This window comes from Clostridium aromativorans (assembly GCF_020908015.1).
In the GTDB taxonomy this organism is placed as follows: domain Bacteria; phylum Bacillota; class Clostridia; order Clostridiales; family Clostridiaceae; genus Clostridium_B; species Clostridium_B aromativorans.
The window spans coordinates 16,473-35,203 of the sequence record NZ_JAJJPB010000014.1 but is presented as its reverse complement, the minus strand read 5'-3'; the positions used below and the strand labels follow the sequence as shown (position 1 = coordinate 35,203).

Genomic DNA, 18,731 nt, shown 5'->3' with positions numbered 1-18,731 from the left:
TCCTTTCACAATCTACATTTCTTGATCTCGATTCCAAATTTATGTATTTTAATTATTTTTCATAGCCATGAGGATGCTTTTTGTGCCAATTCCATGCGGTTTCAATAATTTTTTCAATGGAATTGTATTTTGGATTCCAGCCAAGTTCTTCCATGGCTTTTTTAGAAGAAGCCACCAGAACTGCAGGATCTCCTGCTCTTCTTGGAGAAACTTCAGCCTTTATTTTCTCACCAGTTACCTGTCTTGAAATTTCAATTACTTCTTTTACAGAAAATCCCTTTCCATTTCCAAGATTGTATATTTTGCTTTCGTCATAATTCATAATTTTCTTCAGTGCCAGGAGATGGGCATCTGCCAAATCAGCGACATGTACGTAATCTCTTATACAAGTTCCATCCTCTGTATCATAATCATCTCCAAATATGAATATTCTATCTCTTTTTTTCAAGGCCACTTGAAGTATTATTGGAATTAAGTGGGATTCCGGCCTGTGATCCTCTCCAATAAGTCCATTTACATGTGCCCCTGCAGCATTAAAATATCTAAGTGCAGCATATTTTATTCCATAGGCTCTATCGCTCCACTTTAATATTTTTTCTACTGTGAGCTTAGATTCACCATAAGGATTTGTAGGACTAGTATGTGCATTTTCTAAAATAGGAATACTTTTAGGCTCTCCATATACAGCTGCCGTTGAAGAAAATACTATATATTTTACTCCATATTTTTTCATGGCCTTTATAAGATTTAAAGTACCTCCCATGTTATTCTGAAAGTACTTAATAGGTTTATCTACACTTTCTCCCACAAGGGAATAGGCTGCAAAATCTATTACCGCTTCAATTTCATTTTCTTTAAAAACTTTCTCTAATGAATTTTCTTCCCTTAAATCACCCTCATAGACTTTTCCGCCTAAAATGGAATTCCTATGTCCTTTTTCAAAATTATCCAACACTACAACTTTTTTTCCTTCCTCAAGCAGTCTTGCAACCATATGGCTGCCTATATATCCTGCTCCGCCGCAAACTAGAATTGGCATTATAAAACCTCCTAAAATACATAATAATATATATTTTATAACTAAATTTAGTTCATTTCAATTGCCCTTCCAGGTAAAACTCCTTTTTTGATCCTGCCATTTTCAAATACTATCTGTCCATTTACAATAACATAATGAATTCCCTCGGGATAGGTATCAGGTTTACCCTTTCCTAAAAATCTAGATTTATCACAAATAGTATTTAGGTCAAATACAACAAGATCGCCATCATATCCTACAGCCATTCTGCCTTTATTTTTAAGCCCTAATATACGTGCAGGTATCAGAGTACATTTTTTAATGGCTTCAATAGGTGAAATGTAATTTTTTTCCCTCACCATCTTTCTAAAAAATCGTGGAAAAGTACCCGCATTTTGTGGATGCCCCTCTCCCATATTGCCTGTAGGGCTGGCTCCTGAATCCGAGGAAGGTACTATATAGTCCTTTAAAAGTGCCTCGTAGATCTCATTCTCAATTCCAGTACTGCAGATTATCACTGCATTTTCCTTTTTATTTCTCAGTTTTTTATACAAATCCCGCGTAAGGCAATGCCCTTTTAAACTTCCAGATGCAATAAACAAATCACTCAGCTTCCAACCGAATTTTTTGATGTGATTTTCATCAAAAACACTGGTACATATACCTGTAGCAAAAGAAGTATACATACCGCTGTCCGCCCATATATTCACTCCTCTATCCCTTGCACGATCGATGATATCAAGTGCTTCTGTCATGACCCCTGTTCCATATTGATATACAAGGTGAGATACCTGTACTAAGGCTCCAGTAATCTCGGAAATTCTAACAGCTTCTCTAAGAGAATCTAAATCATTGGGGGCTCTAAGTCTTGTATGGATAGAAATTAATTTTTTATGCTTTGAAGCTACTTTGCTCAAGGCTATAACTTCTTCAAAAGAAGATCCTGGAGCATACTCAAGGCCAAAGGACAGCCCCACTGCACCGTTGTAAAATTCTTTTTCTAAGATAGTTTTCATTTTTCTTATTTCGTTCTCAGTAGCTCCAATATATGGATTGGTAATTCCCACACTGCATCTCAAACTAAATGAATGTCCTATGAATTGAAGTTGATTTATTAAGAAACCATTTTTGTTTTGCCTGTAAAAAAATTTATCTAAATTCAATGGCCCACCGCCGCAGTTGCCCCCTACTGTAGTGGTAATTCCTTGAACTAAAGACAGTTCTCCACAGTTAATATTTCCATCAATATGGGCATGAATATCTATAAATCCAGGACTTACTGTGCACCCTTTAGCATCTATTTCTACTTTTCCTCTTATATCCTCACTGGTAATTGCAGCTATTTTGCCATTCAGCAGTGCTATATTGGCTTTAAACATAACCTCCTGTTCTGGATCTGCCACTTGGGCATTTTTTATAACTACATCATAGATATCCATAAAGCTAACCTCCTTTCAAAATATTTTCTATGCTTAAAATCCTCTTTATCTTTGTTTGAATTCAGACCATATTAAATCATACGTTTTTGTAGCACTTCCCACATCTCTGAATCTCTCAGCTCTCTTTAATTCTGAATCAGGTATAAATACCGCCCTGTTGTTTAAATACTCCTTTGACATATATTTTTTAGCAGCTTTATTTGTATTTACATATTCATTTGCAGTAGTAGCTTCATTGCTTATTTTACCATCCAGCATAAAGTTTATAAATTTTTCTGCATTTTCTTTGTGAGGGGCTTTTATCGGTATAATAAAATTATCCTCTTCAGCATTCATTCCCTCTTCAGGGTATACTATCTTAAATTTAGGATTTGCTTTAACTGCTGCCGATGCTTGAGAACCATACATGAATCCTACTGTGGTATCGCCATTTATAAGGCTGTTATGGGGAGTATCTGCATCAAGTACTTTTACATTGGGCTTTAATTTAAGTAAATCCTGTTTAGCCTGATCCAATTTTTTAGAATCCGTTTCATTCATGGAGTAACCTAGTTTTTTTAGTGTCATTCCCAACACTATTCTTGGATCATCCACGAGAACCAATGAATTCTTAAGTGCAGGATTCCATAGATCTTTATAACCTCTTATTGGGAAATTTACTTTTTCGGAATTATATACAATCATCTGACTTCCAAGGGTGTAAGGCATGGAGTATTTATTCCCCTTGTCATAAACCTGATTCAAAAACTGTGGATCCACATTTTTATAATTAGGTATTTTTGCTTTATCTATAGGCTGCATCAAAATATTTTTTTGTTTCCCCATAACCTCAATAATATAGTCGCTGCATATTACTACATCATACTCAGAGCCTCTGGAGGCCTGAAGTTTTGCAAGCATTTCCTCGTTGGTAGAAAAATTGCTGTAATTTACTTTTATTCCAGTTTGTTTTTCAAACTCATTTACTACTGAATCAGGCACATAATTGGCCCAGGTAAATAGATTTACCACTTTTTCACTATTGTCGGATGTAGGTTTACTTTGAATGCTACAGGCAGATAAAGCAAAGATAAAACAGACACTTGTTATCCCTAAAATTAATATTTTAAACGGATTTTTTTTCATTATACATTCCTCCTTGATTCTATATTAATCGCAATATAATTCATTTATAGCTACTTCTATTTTCACACTTTCTTTGTTCCCATTGTTTTAATAAATTGTACCATAATTAGAATTCCAAACGTAATTAAAAGCATCAAAGTACAAAGTGCGTTGATTTCTGGTGATAATCCAAATCTAAGCATGGAAAATATTTTTATAGGTAAAGTAGTACTTTCTGGACCAGATACAAAAAAATTTATAATTACATCATCAAAAGACAAAACAAAAGCAATCATAGCTCCTGATAATATACCAGGTAATATAAGTGGAAGGATAATACTTGTAAATACTTTAAATCTACTTGCCCCGAGATCCATTGCAGCATCTTCGATACTGGAGTCAAATCCGGCCAATCTTGATTTTACTACAATAAATACAAAAGGTATACTAAAAGTAGTGTGAGATAAAACTAAAGTACCTATTCCAAGAGGAAATCTCATCTGAGAAAAATACATGAGCAGAGCAATACCCATTATGACTTCGGGGATAACAATAGTTATGTCTAAAAGCCCTTCCACTAAATTCTTCCCTTTAAAATTATACTTATATAGTCCAACAGCTCCTATTGTACCTATTATAGAGGAAATTACAGTGCTTACAATTGCTATGGTTAAACTGTTCTTGAATGCAATTATGACATTTAAATCCTTAAATAACTTCCTATACCAGTCCATAGTAAATCCCATCCATTCAGTCCCTGCCATTGATTTATTAAAGGAATAAACTACGACTATAAATATAGGTAAATATAAATATATAAATATCATTCCAATATATATATTGGAAATTTGCCTAAAAAATTTAGTCTTCATCAGAAAACCTCCAAGTCAATTTTCTTTCCAAGCAATTTTATACTTATACCTATAATAACCAAAATAGCAATCATCATAATTATGGATACAGCTGCTCCAAAAGGCCAATCTCTTGAAACTAAAAATTGGTTTTTAATAAGATTCCCTATAAGCATAACCTTGCTTCCACCCATGAGATCACATATATAGAACAGCCCCAAAGAAGGTATGAAAACCAGTATGCATCCTGCAATTATTCCAGGCATAGTAAGAGGCAAAGTTACCGTTAAAAAAGCCTTAAGAGGATTTGCCCCAAGATCTTTAGCTGCATCAATGAAGATCCCTTCAATTTTTTCTATGGAAGTATAGAGAGGAAGTACCATAAATGGAAAAAGGGCATATATCATTCCTACAAGCACTGCACCATATGTGTAGAGCATTTTCAGAGGTTCACTTATAAGTCCCATTTTAATAAGTACATTGTTTATAAGTCCCCCTGTACTCATAAGTATCATCCATGCATAAGTTCTTATAAGGGAATTTGTCCAAAAAGGAATAATTATCAACATTACGGCCAATATGCGAAATCTTTTTGGTATTTTTGCCACTAAATAGGCAAAGGGATATCCCAGGAACAGTGTACATAAAGTGGTTGTAAATGCAATGGAAACAGAGTCAAGAAAAATTCTGAGATAAAGTGGAGAAAAAATTCTCTTATAATTTTCTAAAGAGAATATAACGTCAATTCCCCCATTTATCCCTCTCTGAAGAAAACTTATAAAAATTATATATAGAATTGGCACTGCCATAAAAAATATCATCCACCCGGAAATGGGAAGTATAAAAAAACTCTTTTCAAAATTCGGAATTCGTCTTTTAACTGTATTTTTTACCACCGATGTTTCACTTCTACTGCTCAACTCACCATCACCTTTTTTCCCCGATCTGATTTATTGTCATTTTCACAATTTATTATCACTGCATCCTCTGGATCCCAATATATCCAAACATGTTCATTCATTTCTGGAATCTTAAGATCTTTATTATAATTAACTGAAATTACCTTTCTTCCATCTTCCAGTACAAAAATGGTTTTTATGTTGGATCCCAAATATACATTTTCCCTTACTACAGCTTTGAGATTAAAATGTTCAATACTTGTTAGAGAGTATTTTATATTTTCAGGTCTAATAAGTATACAAACTTTATCTCCTATTTTCAGTGACTTATTATTTACAAGTATTTGTGAATTTTTTGTTCTCAACAGAACTTTGTTTCCCAAAATTTCTTCTACAGTTGAATCAAACAAATTTGACTCACCTATAAAGCTAGCCACAAACTTGCTTTTTGGTCTTTCATATATATCTTTAGGGTCACCTAGCTGTTCTATAGCTCCAGCATTCATTACGACTATCCTATCGGATATATAAAGAGCTTCTTCCTGATCATGAGTTACATAGATAAAAGTTATTCCTAATTTTTGCTGGAGAGATTTTAATTCACTTTGCATTTTTTTCTAAGTCTGAAATCCAATGCACCTAAGGGTTCGTCCAAAAGCAATATTTTGGGGTTATTTATAAGTGCTCTTGCAATTGCTACTCTTTGTTTTTGTCCTCCGCTCAATTGATCTGGCATCCTCTTTTCATAACTATTAAGTTGTACAAGTTCCAGCATTTTAGTCACACGCTTTTTTATCTCTGATCTTGGGATCTTTTTGATTTTCAAGCCATAAGCTATATTTTTGTAGACATTCATATGAGGAAAAAGAGCATAATTTTGAAAAACAGTATTTACATTGAGCTCATAGGGTTCCTTATCTTCTATATGCTGACCATCTAATAATATATTTCCGCTAGTAGGTTTTTCAAGCCCGGCAATCATCCTGAGAGTAGTAGTCTTGCCACAGCCGCTGGGGCCAAGAATAGTTAAAAATTCGCTCCTTTTAATATCCATAGAAATATTCTTTATTACTTCCTGATTATTAAAAACTTTTACTAGGTTGACTAGTTTAAGTATAGTATCCAATTTTTTCACCTCCAGATTATAATATAACTATTAAAAGTTTTTTTCATTATTATATTATTATAAGTAATTAATATGTAATTAGTGTAAAATATATATTAAAAAGCCTCCGCCTCCATTACAGAGGCAGAAGCTTACTCCTGCAGTCTCTACTCACCCTGTTATCATATCAAAATTTTTTTACAGACTTTAAAATTTTCCTTGATATATTGTATTTTCAATATCAATTCCTAGTGCTTTACTCAAATTTAAATTACAGAGTAATAATAGCACATTAATACTTTTAAGTCAATTACATTTGCTGAGATATGTTCATTTTAGTATGTATATAAAATTTATAAAAGATTATAATCACGTTTATTTTTATATTTCATAAATTAATATTGAATCGAGTTTTAATCTAGACTAATATTTTTAGCCTAGGGAAATAATCTTATATTTTTACGAGCCCTGGGAAGGAGGAATTAATGTGGAAAAACTTTGTCATGTGAATGTAGGCAAAACAGTAATGGTAAAACAGCTCTTCTCAAAAAATCTACTTAGGGAAAGAATGATGGCACTTGGCATTACCAAGGGGACCTTGATAGAGGTGATATTAAAAGGACCTGGTGATAATCTGACTTTATATAAAATTAGAGATACTTTAATTGCTCTTAGAAAAGAAGAAGCCTCTTTGATAGCAATACAGCAGATAAAGGAGAATAAATATGGGATTAACTTTTGAATCCACAAGAAGCAAATCGCTTAAAGATACCTTCAATATTCAAGCTAAAGAAAAAACTTTCGTAGTAGCATTAGCTGGGAATCCCAATACAGGTAAAAGCACTATATTTAATTCTCTTACAGGTCTTCACCAGCACACTGGTAATTGGCCTGGTAAAACTGTAGTAAATGCCCGTGGAAGTTACAAATACAAAGATGAAGATTTTTTAATTGTTGATTTACCAGGTACTTATTCTATATTCGCATCTTCTACTGAAGAAACTGTAGCAAGAGATTTTATATGCTTTGGGAACCCCGATGTCATAGCTGTAATCACAGATGCTACCTGTTTAGAGCGAAATTTAAATCTGGTATTTCAGATAATGGAAGTTAACTGCAACGTAGTACTGTGTATAAATTTGATAGATGAGGCAGAAAAAAAAGGTATAATAATAGATGGCAAAGCTATAGAAAAAAAGCTGGGAATACCAGTAATCATGTCTTCTGCCAGAAACAATATAGGTATAGATGAGTTAAAAGAAAGTATATATGATATTGCGTTAAATAAAATAAAATTGAACTATAATCCTGTAACCTATAAAAACATAGAGAATACAGTAGATAAGATAAAAAAAATGGTAGAAAAAAGATTTTTGAATATAAACCCCCGGTGGCTTTCTATAAGGCTTATGGATGGAAATGAGAACTTTCTCGATTCTATGTCAAAGTATCTTGACAAAGATGCCCTATATTACACTAAAAAATCTGTAGACGAATTATGCAAAAATACAGATAGAGAAGCCATAAGGGATTATATAACGGAACAGAATTATAAGCTAGCTGAATTTATAAAATTAAATTATATTAAAAGAAAAAGAACAGGTAAAAAAGCTGTTAAAAAAATCAATCCTGATCTCATAATAACTTCAAAAAAATATGGAATACCACTCATGCTGCTGATGTTATGTGGAATTTTATGGATAACCATAAAGGGGGCAAATATACCTTCTGATATCCTATCCAAAATACTATTTGGATTCGAAGATGTACTTGCCAAATGGTTTATTGAATTAAATGTTCCCAAATGGCTATATGGTATGTTGATTTTAGGGGTTTATAGAACTCTAGCCTGGGTTATATCTGTAATGCTGCCTCCTATGGCCATATTTTTTCCCCTATTCACTTTGCTAGAAGATATTGGGTATCTACCCAGAGTTGCCTTTAACCTGGATCATCTTTTTAAAAAAGCCTGTGCCCATGGAAAACAATGTCTCACCATGTGTATGGGACTTGGGTGTAATGCCGCAGGAGTAATAGGCTGCAGAATAATAGACTCTCCAAGGGAAAAACTTATAGCTACTGTAACGAATAACTTTGTCCCCTGTAATGGAAGATTTCCTACACTGATAATAATATCTTCTTTGTTCTTTGCCTCAAGTGCCAATTTTTCTAAAATAATACCTGCGGTAATTATAACTCTCATAATACTATTTGGCATATGTGTAACATTATCTATATCTTATTTATTATCCAAAACCTTACTAAAAGGTGTTTCGTCCACCTTCACACTTGAACTTCCTCCCTATAGAAGACCTCAAGTTGGACGGGTAATATACACTTCCATAATAGACAGAACCATATTTGTACTCTGGAGAGCAGTAATTGTAGCAGCTCCGGCAGGAGCAGTTATATGGATACTCTCCAATATATACATTGGAGACATCAATATAATAAATCATGTAGTTATGTTTCTAGATCCGCTGGGAAAACTCATAGGTATGGACGGATGTATATTGGTGGCCTTCCTGCTTGGTTTACCTGCAAACGAAATAGTACTCCCTATCCTGCTTATGTTGTATTTATCCACAAATACAATGGTTGATGTTGAAAGCATCTTGTCTTTAAAACAGATTTTTTTAAACCATGGCTGGACATATCTTACAGCTATAAATATCATGCTGTTCAGTTTACTTCACTGGCCCTGTGCAACTACACTTCTTACTATAAAAAAAGAGACAAAAAGCTTAAAATGGACGGTACTTTCAGCATTTATTCCATTGATAACCGCCTTTGCAGTATGTTTGTGCACTACTTTGATTTATAGGGGAATTCATACTCTCTGTGTTTAAATATAAAAGTTCAAATATCGGGTATCAAATAGTGATAATTTTCAGCTTATGGCGAAAATCCACCAGATTTGAACTCTGACATTTGAACTTTTAACTTTTATTTCAAATATTTCATATCCTTTTCAATGCTGTCAAAATCAACTTCTTCTAATTTTATTGTGGAGGTATGATATTTTTTCTTATACCACAACCACAATCCTGCAAATAGAGGAAGGCCTATATAAGAGGAAATCACTCCGCTCCAGTCTATTTTATCGGCTCCAAAATAAGTAATTCCCTGCCCTAATATAACTACAATACACAATGCAAGAGCTATTATTGGTCCCAAAGGGAACAATTTAGCTTTATATTTCAATTTACTGAAATCACGTTTTTGTACCGTATAGGCTTTTCTGAAACGATAGTGGCAAAGTGCTATTCCAAGCCAGGCCACAAATCCTGCCAGTCCTGAAGCTGCCACAAGCCATACATAAACTGTAGATTCAGCATAAAGTCCCGTGAGAAAACATGCAGATGCCACTATAGTAGTAAGTATTAATGAATTTACAGGAACTCCTCTTGAATTGACTTTCGCCAACCATGCTGGAGCTTTTTTATCCTTTGCCATAGAATATAACATTCGGGTAGAAGCATACATTCCAGAATTTCCTGCAGATAATACGGAAGTCAATATGATTGCATTCATAAGGGAAGCTGCTCCTGCTACTCCTGCCCTTTCAAACACCATGGTAAAAGGACTTGTATTCACGCCTGCATTCATGTATGGAATTAAAGCTCCTACTACAAATATAGTACCTATATAAAATAAAAGTATTCTCCAAAATATAGTGTTTATTGCTCTTGGTATGTTTTTTTCTGGATCCTCACTTTCTCCTGCTGCTATACCTACAAGTTCTGTACCTTGGAATGAAAAACCTGCAATTAAAAATACCAAAAATATAGATTTAAATCCACCAACAAATGGAGCTTCTCCTATAGTAAAATTCTTCAGCCCTACAGGTTTTCCGTTAAATATGCCCCAGATAGTTGCTATGCCGACTATTAAGAATACAATAACTGTCAATACTTTGATTCCTGCAAACCAGAATTCCGATTCACCATAAGCCCTGGCAGATAATAGGTTAAGCCCAACAATCAAAGTCAAGAAACATATACTCCATATAATAGCAGGTATATTTGGAAACCAATACTGCATTATAAGAGCTCCCGCTACCATTTCTGCTGCTACAGTTATAGCCCAATTATACCAGTAGTTCCAACCCAATGCGAAGCCTAAAGCTGGATCTACGAACTTGGTAGCATAAGTGCCGAAAGAACCTGAATCAGGCATATATGTGGCCATTTCTCCCAAACTGGTCATTAGGAAATATACCATAACTCCTATACATCCGTAGGCTACTAGTGCTCCTCCGGGACCAGCTTGTTTAATAGTAGCACCAAGTGCCAAAAATATGCCTGTTCCAATGGCTCCACCCATGGCAATCATATTTAAATGTCTCGCTTTAAGTCCTCTTTTCAGCTTATAATTACTTTTGTCCTTTAGTTGTTCTACTGCATTTACATTTTGCATTTTTTATTCCTCCCTATGGGTTTTAAATTCCCATAAGTGAATTAACCAAGATGAGCCTATAATAAAAAATACCTTGAGAGTACACTCAAGGCAATTAAACATAAAAATATTAATTCCGTAATGAATGATAGCTCTCCACAAATTAAAATATTGTGACAGTCTTGTACATATTTTATACAAGCCCAGTTGTTCAGCATTAAAGCATTAGCTAAACACTTCGGCGAAATTTCCTTTTAAGTTGTTTCAATGCGCTTAACTCCGCAACTTTACTCTTAAATTTCGCACCTCTACCCCAGTTATTCACTTATATTAAATATTATGAACTAAAAATGAAATTTAGTCAATACATTTTAATAATTTTTGTTTTGCAATAAGCTATATTTTTCCTTTTTCCAGTTATTTTACTAAAATTGCATTGAATATATAATCAAATTAATATATTATATTATATAGAACAAAATATTAAATTATATTATTTATCAGGAGGTAATTTTTATGGCATCGTTAAAAGGTACAAAAACTGCTGAAAATTTAATGAAAGCTTTTGCAGGAGAATCTCAGGCAAGAAACAGATACACTTATTATGCATCTGCTGCAAAAAAAGAAGGGTATGTTCAAATTTCCAATATATTTTTAGAAACTGCTGGAAATGAAAGGGAACACGCTAAAAGATTTTTTAAATTCTTAGATGCAGATCTGCATTGCGAAGCTGTGGAAATAAATAATGCGTCTTATCCAGTTGCATTAGGTGATACTAAGACTATTTTAAAAGCAGCTGCTGCTGGAGAAAATGAAGAATGGTCTAAGTTGTATCCTTCCTTTGCTGATACAGCTGATAAAGAAGGATTTCATGCTATAGCGACTGTTTTTAGAAAAATAGCAGAGGTTGAAAAGCACCATGAAGAAAGATATCTAGCACTGCTCAAAAATGTAGAAAATGGTACTGTATTCAAAAAAGATAAACCATGTAAGTGGATCTGCAGCAACTGTGGATATATTTATGAAGGTACATCTGCTCCTGAGTTCTGCCCTTCATGTGCACATCCTAAAGCATATTTTCAGTTATTTGTAGAAGAATTTTAATACTTAATTAATATTAGATATAGGGGAATCACTGCTTAGGTGATTCCCCTATATCTATACCTGCCATTTTCATTAAATAAAGTGCATTTCTAGTAGTTGAAACTCCAGTTCTGAGTTTGTAATCAAATTTGATTTTTCCATCTTCATAATATTCCTTAAAATGATAGTTTTTTATTTTACCGCCACTTTCCTCTTCCATTTCAGCTAATTCTAAATCATGTGTCGATACCATTCCACAGGTCTTTCCATTCTCTAAATTTTTTATCAAAATTTTGGCTCCTAAATGCCTATCAATGGAATTAGTTCCCTTGAATATTTCATCCAAAAGGAAAAATACCTGTTCACCTCTGCCGCAGGCCTCTACAATCCCTTTTATTCTGAGTATTTCTCCATAAAAAGAAGATATATTTTCTTCTAAATTATCACTTATTCTCATACAAGTGTAAATGTTCATTATAGAACAGCTAAATTTTTTTGCACGAACTGGGGCCCCTGCATATGCCAATACTAAATTTACACCTGCAGTTCTCAGGAGCGTGCTCTTCCCTGACATATTTGACCCTGTAATCAACACTATATTAGAAGGCTTTTTTAAAGTCAAATCATTACACACAGCTCTGTCTCCAAGAAGAGGATGTGCCATGGATTTTGCATTAAACACAAGCGGGGTATCTAAAATTTCAGGAATTGTCCAATACGGATGCTCAAAAGCTATGAGAGCAAGACTGTTCAGCATTTCAAATTGACTTACTGCTTCAATCCAATTATAAATTGACCTGCCATTTTTTACTCTCCATTTTTCAAAGGCAAATGTGCATTGATAATCCCATAATAAAAAAATGTTTATCAAGATGTATAAAATATTTTTTCTCTGGGATACATTCTCTGAAATCTTATTTAAATTCCGCAATTCTCTTCCAGCATCAATTGATGTTTCCCCTTTTTTATAAAGTATTTCTTTTAAAGAATTTAAATATGTGCACTGGAATTTTTCTCTGGATATCATATATATAACTTTATCGTATACCATTATACTATTTTTAATCTCAGATACGCCATCTAAAATATTAAATCTGTTTTTCATTCCAGGTATAAGCAAAGTTATCTGTATTATAACTGCTGTATAACCTACATAATTTCCAAATAGATGGAATACAAAACTCATAATCAAGAGCGCTATAGTTATAACAGGCAATGTCTTAAACAAAATTATCATATATCTTTTTTCATAAAATGGATTTTCCGTTTCCAATATTTTCTCTATTTTTAAAATATTTTTTCCACCATTTTCTATAAAAGAAGCTTCTGCTTCAAAATGCTGTCTCCATTTTAACTTGTGCTTTAATTCCATCACTGCTTTCTGCCTGCTTATTATATTCTGTTTACTTCCAATATTTCCTGATAGAACATCCTTTAGTTTTTTTTCTCCAAAATAGGTTTTACAGCAGTTCATCCATTGAAACAGTGAACCTTCTCCAAATAAATCCAGATCTTCTGAATAACTGTGATTTTTGTCTTTAAACTCCTGACCTGTTTTGCTGAACTTATTCCAATTCCCCTCAACTCTATTTAAAGAATTGTCATTTATTCTCCATAACTTTTCTGTGAAGTTCACATTTTCTTTTAATTTACAATGAATTTTTATGACAAATATAAATAGTATAAGAAAAGCCAGTAAGAAACTAAAACTCATATAATAAAATTTTTTTGCATAAAAAAATATAGAGCAGAACATTCCCGATAGGAATATTGCAAACCTCAATTTGCTTATGTATAAGGCGTTATTTTTCTGCCTTCTTATAAGTTTATAATAATGTTCTTTTCTTCTGGAATAAATTTTTTGTATGCAGTTCAAACCATTACCTCTCTTTCTTTTTTACAGTTCCATTTAGCTTCAAACTTTCAAAATAATCTTTAATCTTCAAATCCATACCTATTATATGATTTGTTATCCAGTTATATACAAAATCCAGCAGCTTTAACACTGCCTCCTGTTGATTTTCATCAATTTCTTCTAAATCCACATTTTGAATTTTTTCAATAAATTTATCATGTACTTTTTTCTGTTCTCTATATCCTGGATACTCATACATGTCCATTATTTTTTCTTCATCTTCAAAATGATAAACTGTATATTCTTTCAGATCATCAATCGAATTTAATATTTCATCAAAATAATCCACACGATTTTTATTCGTGGCTAGTTCATAGATGGAATTTCCTATTTCAAATAACTTTTTATGCTCATCATCTATTCTTTTAATCCCACAACTGTATTCATCTTTCCAATCAAACATCTACAAGTTTGCCCCCTTTAAAAATTAACACCTTATATGGTTTGTCCTAAAAATATATTTGAAAATTAATATATTCCTTACATTGTAATTATAGCAAACTTTAAAATCGCAGACCATAGGATACCTATAACATTTCCAATTTAGTGCAGATTATTTTTTGAAATTTAATAGCTGCTGGTAAATTACCAGCAGCTTACTGAGTCACTTTATTACATAACTCTTCCTGGAATTACAGCATCTAATATTCCGATAACTACTGCGGCCAAAATAGCCCCTAATATAGATACTCTCATGTTCGGAACCAAAAACTGAGTTATATAGAGGATTATAGCTGCAATTACAAATCCCTTTAATCCTTTTCCAAAAGGAGATGCATCCACTCTCATAAATCTTTCTACTAAATAATCTATTATACTTATTACAACTGCCGCCCCTAAATAAGACCATAATCCTACTATTCTAAAACCAGGTGTCAAAAAAGATGTTATTGCAAGCACGATTAATGTTAAGATAAATCTTAATATATAACTGCCCACAGTAGATTTTGAATTTTCCGGTTCTCTCTTTGTATCGTCAGCCATAGAAGTCACTCCTTTTCAATAAAATATTATCTGTGCAAATATAGTTTTACCCAATATCTAAAAAATATTTAAAAATAATAAATTTTTTAATTATAGGGGGCTGCTGCATAATTTAACTATGCAGCAGCCCCCTAACTTATTTTATATTATTTTTTATTTTAAGCCCTGTTCATAAGCTTCAATCATCTTTTTAACCATATTTCCACCTACTGAGCCTGCTTCTCTTGATGTAAGATCTCCATTATATCCTTCTTTTAAGTTTACTCCAACTTCTCTAGCTGATTCCATTTTGAACCTATTTAAGGCATCTTTAGCTTGTGGAACTAGGACTCTATTTCCTCTGTTACTTGCCATGATTGATTTCCTCCTCCTATATATTATTATTTTGTATTACATCTATAAGTTTGCTCCATATAAAAATTATTACTCTATAAAATTGCATGAAATTGAGATATGATATGACATAGATAGAAATTTTTATATATAAAAGTTTATTTTAGCATAACTTTTAAATTTTAATCTACAATTAAAATTTATTTAGCGTATAATATAATATTAAGGTTTAGATAAACTAAAAAGGGTAGGTGATATTGTTGTATAAAAGAGGAGATTTCCATTTACACACCACTGCATCTGACGGAAGATTATCTCCCAGTGAGCTTGTAAAAATGGCCGGCAGAAGGGGTATGGATATAATCGCCATAACAGATCATGATACAGTATCCGGTATGGATGAAGCCTTAGATGCTGGTAGAAAAATAAAACTCAAAGTTATTCCAGGAATAGAACTGTCTACTTTATGTTATGGAAAAAGTGTTCATATATTAGGATATTTTAAAGCAATTTCAAATATATCTCCTGAATTTAAAAATTTTTTACAGGAAATGAGTGAATATAGAAAAAAGAGAGCAAAAAAAATAGTAGATAATCTATATAAATTTTTTAATATAAAACTAGATTATCAAAGCATACTTGAAAATGCTCACAATATTGTTACAAGACCTCATATTGCACAGGCCATAATAGATTCTGGATATAATTATAATTTTAAGGATATATTTACGAATTTTATAGGCGATTCCTGTCCCGCATATGTCCCCACTAAGAAGCTTTCCACTGAAGATGGTGTGAAACTGCTTAAATCTTTAAATTCCGTGGTTGTTTTAGCACATCCAGTTCTCATAAAAGATGTCAATATGGAAACCCTACTTAAGCTTCCCTTTGACGGTATAGAGGCAATTTACTCCATGAATGCACCAAAAGATACAGAAAAGTTTATAAAATATGCTGAAAAATATAATAAAATAATAACTGCAGGTTCAGATTTCCACGGTTTACCAAGAAAAGACAGAGACGATCCCGAGCACTCTCATAGTATAGGTGAAGTTTATTTAGAGGAAAAAGATATAGAAATATTTTTAAATAAACTAAACACCTTAAATTAAAATAATCCATGTAATTACATTTGCAATTACACGAATTATTTTTTAATTTATATTATATTTCATTCAAAAAGACCGTATATCCCTTTACAGCTTCGTATATGTCTGCCTTGCTTGCTACCTCCCAAGGGGCATGCATATTATGAAGTGCTATGCCGCAGTCTATTACCTGCATATTGTATTCTGCCAGTATATATGCTATTGTTCCACCGCCTCCTTGATCCACTTTTCCAAGTTCTGCAGTTTGCCAGTACACATTATTTTTTTCCATTATATTTCTTATTTCAGCTATATATTCAGGATTTGCATCATTGCATCCCGATTTTCCCCTGGCTCCAGTATATTTATTAAAGACTATCCCTTTCCCAAGATAAGCCGAGTTGTTTTTATCCATGACAGAAGGATAATTTGGATCAAAAGCTGCACTTACATCTGAAGATAGCATTTTTGAATTGGTTAGAGCCCTTCTTACTTTTAAATCGCTGTACTTTCCGCAGAGATCTATGATTTCTGCCACCGTATTTTCAAAAAATCTAGACTGCATTCCTGTAGCTCCAACGCTTCCAATTTCCTCTTTATCAACTAAAAGAGTTACACAGGTTTTTTCAGGATTTTCTATTTTCATCATTGCCTCAAAGGAGGTATATGCACATATTCTATCATCGTGTCCATAAGCCATAACCATGCTTCTATCCAGTCCAAAATCCCTTGCAGCTCCTGCAGGAACTACCTCAAGTTCCGCGGATACAAAATCCTTTTCTTCAATATTGTATTTTTCATTCAACAACTTCAGTATGTTCTGTTTTACTCTGTTTTTGGCATCTTTATCCTTAATTGGAATACTTCCCACCAGTAAATTTAAATCTTCTCCTTCAACTACTTTATCTCCTTTTTTGTCCATTTGTTCTCTGGCAAGATGTATTAACAAATCGGATACGCCAAATACGGGATCAGTCTCTTTTTCCCCCAGTACTAAGTTGACCTTAGTGCCATCCTTTTTTACGACAACCCCATGAATGGCCAACGGAAGTGTAACCCACTGATACTTCTTTATTCCACCATAATAATGAGTGTCAAATAAAGCTAAATCCGTATCCTCGTAAAGCGGATTCTGCTTTAGATCAAGTCTTGGAGAATCTACATGTGCTCCAAGTATCCTCATGCCCTCCTCTATGTTTTTTTTCCCAATTACAAAGAGTGCCAGAGTCTTTCCTTTATTATTGGCATAAACTTTATCTCCTGGTTCCAGTGAAGCTTTTTTACCTCTTATATCTTCTATATTTTTATAGCCACTTTTTTCAGCTATTGACACAAATTCCGCTATGCATTCTCTTTCGGTTTTACATTTGGACATAAAATTCTTATACTCATCTGATAATTTAAAAAGTGATTCAAAATCCTTTTTTGAATATTTATCCCAGGCATATTTATATTTTTTAGTTAAATCCTTTGACACTATAATCTCTCCTATCTGTATTTATTTAGGATAAAAAACAAATTTTAATATTCATTATCAATCCTGTTTATTTTAAAGCCATCTTTTCCTTTTGAATATGCATATGAGGATTATGGCTATAAAAGTCATCATTATAATTACATAATGGCATCCATTTTCCACTTCCATAAAAGGTACTCCCTTTAAATTAGTACCATAAATACTGCTTATGAGGTTCAAAGGTAAAAATATAGTAGCTATAACAGTAAAAATTTTCATGAGTTCATTTGTTTTATTTGCTATCTCTGATTCAAAAGCTTCCCTTACCAGTGCCAAATCCTGGACCAGGCTTTCAAGGGAAATCATAAGCTTTTCTATTTTTTTACTTAAGCCTATAAAATATTTTATACTTTCTTTTTCAATAACAAGGTTGTCATTTATAGTTAAGCTGTCTCCTATATAAATCAGGGGACTTAAATACTTTCTTATTTTATAAACCTGTCTTCTTAAAGTTATCAAATTGTCTATCTGATCCTGCCTCGGGTTTTTCAAAATATTTATTTCGATTTTATCTGCCTCTACTTCTAGTTCGGATATTATATCATAATTTTTCATAACTATTCTGTCTAAAATGCAGTAAAGAAGTATACACACCCGGGGATTGTCTTTTAGCACAAAACAATTCTTCCAGCTATTTATGTCTTTTATTAAATTCTCCAGTATATCGATTTTGTCTTTGTATACAGTTATTATATAATTTCTACTTAGAAAAACATTCAACTCCCTGGATACCACTATTCTCTCTATATAATTGAGTACATTAAATATTATAAAAATATACCCGTTAAAAAAACTTATTTTTGATGCCTGGGAAAAACTTCTACACTCATCTACAGTTTCCTCATCCACGGATATGAAATCATTTAATTTTTCAACCTCATCTACATGCAGAAGTATCCAATAATGACCGTTTACAAAATCAAATGATTCAGTAATTTCTTGAAAACCATTATCTATATCCAGTACCTTCATAAAAAAACACCACCAATAAAAACTAA

General features: G+C 32.8%; 16 protein-coding genes, 1 pseudogene and 1 riboswitch. Of the genes and pseudogenes, 4 read left to right on the top strand and 13 right to left on the bottom strand.

Features of this window, described 5'->3' with window-relative positions; translation table 11 throughout:
- Positions 1 to 52: 52 nt before the first annotated feature.
- The 6 genes and pseudogenes from galE to LN736_RS19215 form a co-directional block, all read right to left on the bottom strand.
- Entirely contained in the window at positions 53 to 1,039 is a 987-nt protein-coding gene (gene galE, locus LN736_RS11430) for a UDP-glucose 4-epimerase GalE (protein ID WP_229981563.1), read from the bottom strand.
- Positions 1,040 to 1,086: 47 nt separating this feature from the next.
- On the bottom strand, positions 1,087 to 2,457 hold the full coding sequence (locus LN736_RS11425; protein ID WP_229981562.1) for an N-acyl-D-amino-acid deacylase family protein: 1,371 nt from the start codon (positions 2,455 to 2,457) through the stop codon (positions 1,087 to 1,089).
- 45 nt (positions 2,458 to 2,502) lie between these two features.
- The gene (locus LN736_RS11420; protein ID WP_150358050.1) at positions 2,503 to 3,582 is read right to left on the bottom strand and encodes a polyamine ABC transporter substrate-binding protein; all 1,080 of its coding nucleotides are present in this window, start codon (positions 3,580 to 3,582) and stop codon (positions 2,503 to 2,505) included.
- Between the two features lie 62 nt (positions 3,583 to 3,644).
- The gene (locus LN736_RS11415; protein ID WP_150358049.1) at positions 3,645 to 4,433 is read right to left on the bottom strand and encodes an ABC transporter permease; all 789 of its coding nucleotides are present in this window, start codon (positions 4,431 to 4,433) and stop codon (positions 3,645 to 3,647) included.
- Entirely contained in the window at positions 4,433 to 5,332 is a 900-nt protein-coding gene (locus tag LN736_RS11410; protein ID WP_326839083.1) for an ABC transporter permease, read from the bottom strand. The genes LN736_RS11415 and LN736_RS11410 overlap by 1 nt, the downstream gene beginning before the upstream one ends.
- Positions 5,329 to 6,437, bottom strand: a pseudogene (locus tag LN736_RS19215) (ABC transporter ATP-binding protein). Before LN736_RS19215 ends, LN736_RS11410 begins: the two are co-directional and overlap by 4 nt.
- Before the next feature lie 466 nt (positions 6,438 to 6,903).
- Between LN736_RS19215 and LN736_RS11400 the strand changes: the two are divergent.
- Both LN736_RS11400 and feoB read left to right on the top strand, forming a co-directional pair.
- The gene (locus tag LN736_RS11400; RefSeq protein WP_150358047.1) at positions 6,904 to 7,158 is read left to right on the top strand and encodes a FeoA family protein; all 255 of its coding nucleotides are present in this window, start codon (positions 6,904 to 6,906) and stop codon (positions 7,156 to 7,158) included.
- Positions 7,142 to 9,265, top strand: coding sequence for a ferrous iron transport protein B (feoB, locus tag LN736_RS11395; protein ID WP_150358046.1), 2,124 nt, complete (start codon positions 7,142 to 7,144; stop codon positions 9,263 to 9,265). The genes LN736_RS11400 and feoB overlap by 17 nt, the downstream gene beginning before the upstream one ends.
- A gap of 97 nt (positions 9,266 to 9,362) precedes the next feature.
- On the opposite strand, the gene LN736_RS11390 is transcribed toward feoB, so the two are convergent.
- Positions 9,363 to 10,835 carry an amino acid permease gene (locus LN736_RS11390; RefSeq protein ID WP_150358045.1) on the bottom strand — a complete coding sequence of 491 codons (1,473 nt, stop codon included), beginning with the start codon at positions 10,833 to 10,835 and terminating at the stop codon, positions 9,363 to 9,365.
- 120 nt (positions 10,836 to 10,955) lie between these two features.
- Positions 10,956 to 11,133: riboswitch (Lysine riboswitch) on the bottom strand.
- Positions 11,134 to 11,330: 197 nt separating this feature from the next.
- Here LN736_RS11390 and rbr point away from each other — a divergent pair.
- Positions 11,331 to 11,918, top strand: coding sequence for a rubrerythrin (gene rbr / locus LN736_RS11385; protein WP_150358993.1), 588 nt, complete (start codon positions 11,331 to 11,333; stop codon positions 11,916 to 11,918).
- A gap of 28 nt (positions 11,919 to 11,946) precedes the next feature.
- Here rbr and LN736_RS11380 read toward each other — a convergent pair whose 3' ends face one another.
- The 4 genes from LN736_RS11380 to LN736_RS11365 form a co-directional block, all read right to left on the bottom strand.
- A complete protein-coding gene (locus LN736_RS11380; RefSeq protein WP_229981561.1) occupies positions 11,947 to 13,773 on the bottom strand; it encodes a MutS-related protein in 1,827 nt (608 codons plus the stop codon).
- Positions 13,774 to 13,777: 4 nt separating this feature from the next.
- On the bottom strand, positions 13,778 to 14,215 hold the full coding sequence (locus tag LN736_RS11375; protein WP_179977367.1) for a bacteriohemerythrin: 438 nt from the start codon (positions 14,213 to 14,215) through the stop codon (positions 13,778 to 13,780).
- A 209-nt stretch (positions 14,216 to 14,424) separates the two neighbouring features.
- Positions 14,425 to 14,796, bottom strand: a complete 372-nt coding sequence (locus tag LN736_RS11370) for a phage holin family protein (protein ID WP_150358996.1) — start codon at positions 14,794 to 14,796, stop codon at positions 14,425 to 14,427.
- A gap of 153 nt (positions 14,797 to 14,949) precedes the next feature.
- Complete coding sequence (locus LN736_RS11365; protein WP_150357979.1) at positions 14,950 to 15,150, bottom strand: alpha/beta-type small acid-soluble spore protein; 201 nt, start codon at positions 15,148 to 15,150, stop codon at positions 14,950 to 14,952.
- 239 nt (positions 15,151 to 15,389) lie between these two features.
- Between LN736_RS11365 and LN736_RS11360 the strand changes: the two genes are divergently transcribed.
- Positions 15,390 to 16,241 carry a PHP domain-containing protein gene (locus LN736_RS11360; RefSeq protein WP_229981575.1) on the top strand — a complete coding sequence of 284 codons (852 nt, stop codon included), beginning with the start codon at positions 15,390 to 15,392 and terminating at the stop codon, positions 16,239 to 16,241.
- 52 nt (positions 16,242 to 16,293) lie between these two features.
- On the opposite strand, the gene LN736_RS11355 is transcribed toward LN736_RS11360, so the two are convergent.
- Both LN736_RS11355 and LN736_RS11350 read right to left on the bottom strand, forming a co-directional pair.
- Complete coding sequence (locus LN736_RS11355) at positions 16,294 to 17,694, bottom strand: aminopeptidase (protein WP_229981560.1); 1,401 nt, start codon at positions 17,692 to 17,694, stop codon at positions 16,294 to 16,296.
- A gap of 72 nt (positions 17,695 to 17,766) precedes the next feature.
- Positions 17,767 to 18,705 carry a magnesium transporter CorA family protein gene (locus LN736_RS11350; RefSeq protein WP_150357982.1) on the bottom strand — a complete coding sequence of 313 codons (939 nt, stop codon included), beginning with the start codon at positions 18,703 to 18,705 and terminating at the stop codon, positions 17,767 to 17,769.
- Positions 18,706 to 18,731: the final 26 nt, after the last annotated feature.